The organism is Wohlfahrtiimonas larvae (assembly GCF_002006755.1).
Taxonomy (GTDB): Bacteria; Pseudomonadota; Gammaproteobacteria; order Cardiobacteriales; family Wohlfahrtiimonadaceae; genus Wohlfahrtiimonas; species Wohlfahrtiimonas larvae.
Map to the genome: position 1 here is coordinate 1 of NZ_MVDO01000203.1, position 1,126 is coordinate 1,126.

Here is a 1,126-nt window from a genome sequence, read left to right on the forward strand (position 1 = left end):
GTAAAAACAGTTCATCAATATCTACGGGCGCTAAACCATATTCTTGGCGTAGAATATTTTCTTTTTCAAATCTCGCTCGTTGTTCAACAGGATCTGTTAGTTCCTCATAGCCATTGGCAAGCTCTAAACCTTTCCAATAAATTTCAAAGCGTTTGCCTATCAAATGCCCAGCACAATCTTTCGTAATTTTAGCTAAAGATGCTTGTGATGCAGGATAACTATGTAATACCGTAATCACATCAGGATCAAAACTTGGCTCCAAGATGTGGCTCATGATCAGATCCAAATACTCATCTTTTGTTTTAGGTTCAAAAGCTAAATCAATATTGTTATGAGCTAATAAATGCTTCAATTCGCCTTCTGTTGCAAAAAAAGGATTAATGCTGAGCTTTTCCATGAATAGATTTAAGTAACTATATTCTTTCACTGCTAAATCTTGCCGAGACATCAATCGCACAATACTAATCACCTCTTTAATGAGGTCAAACAGATCATAATCCACACGATACCATTCAAGCATAGCGAATTCAGGTGTATGCTTTCGGCTGAGCTCGCCATCACGAAATACTTTACCTAAAAAATAAATAGAGCCTGAGCCCTGCGCTAATAAACGCTTCATATGATATTCAGGCGATGTGATTAAGTAAGTTGTTGCATTGAATAATTTCCCCGGGCCGTTAAATTTACTTATGAAATTTAACAGTGCAGGATCGCTATTCCCGAATTGACTCATGATCGGCGTATCCACTTCCGTCACATTTTCAGCCCAAAAGTATTCTCGTAATGATCTTAAAAATATTGCGCGCTTTTGTACAACCTGATTCACATCTTTCTCCCAATAAAAAAGCCTAGATAATTATCTAGGCTTTATCACATTAAGTCATTATGAATTTATTTGATCCAATAATGCTTGTGCTTTTGCTATCTGCTTTGGACTACCATCCTTAATCACTTCATCTAATAATGGTTTTGCTAAACTCTTATCAAAATCCATGTAAGCTACAGCTAACTCTAGTTTTACCTGTTCAGACTCAAAATCAGCATCATCTATATCATCATCTTCATCTACTTCAACAACAGGCGGAACAATAGGTTCGATCACAGGCTCAGGTGTTACAGGCGCAGC

Annotated in this window: 2 protein-coding genes; both read right to left on the reverse strand. The window is 37.1% G+C overall.

Features of this window, described 5'->3' with window-relative positions:
- On the reverse strand, window positions 1-826 hold an 826-nt coding region (locus tag BZK14_RS10780; protein WP_077926495.1), incomplete at its 3' end, for an EF-P lysine aminoacylase GenX.
- Between the two features lie 57 nt (window positions 827-883).
- A partial coding sequence (locus BZK14_RS10785; protein ID WP_143691455.1) for a FimV/HubP family polar landmark protein occupies window positions 884-1,126 on the reverse strand: 243 nt, incomplete at its 5' end.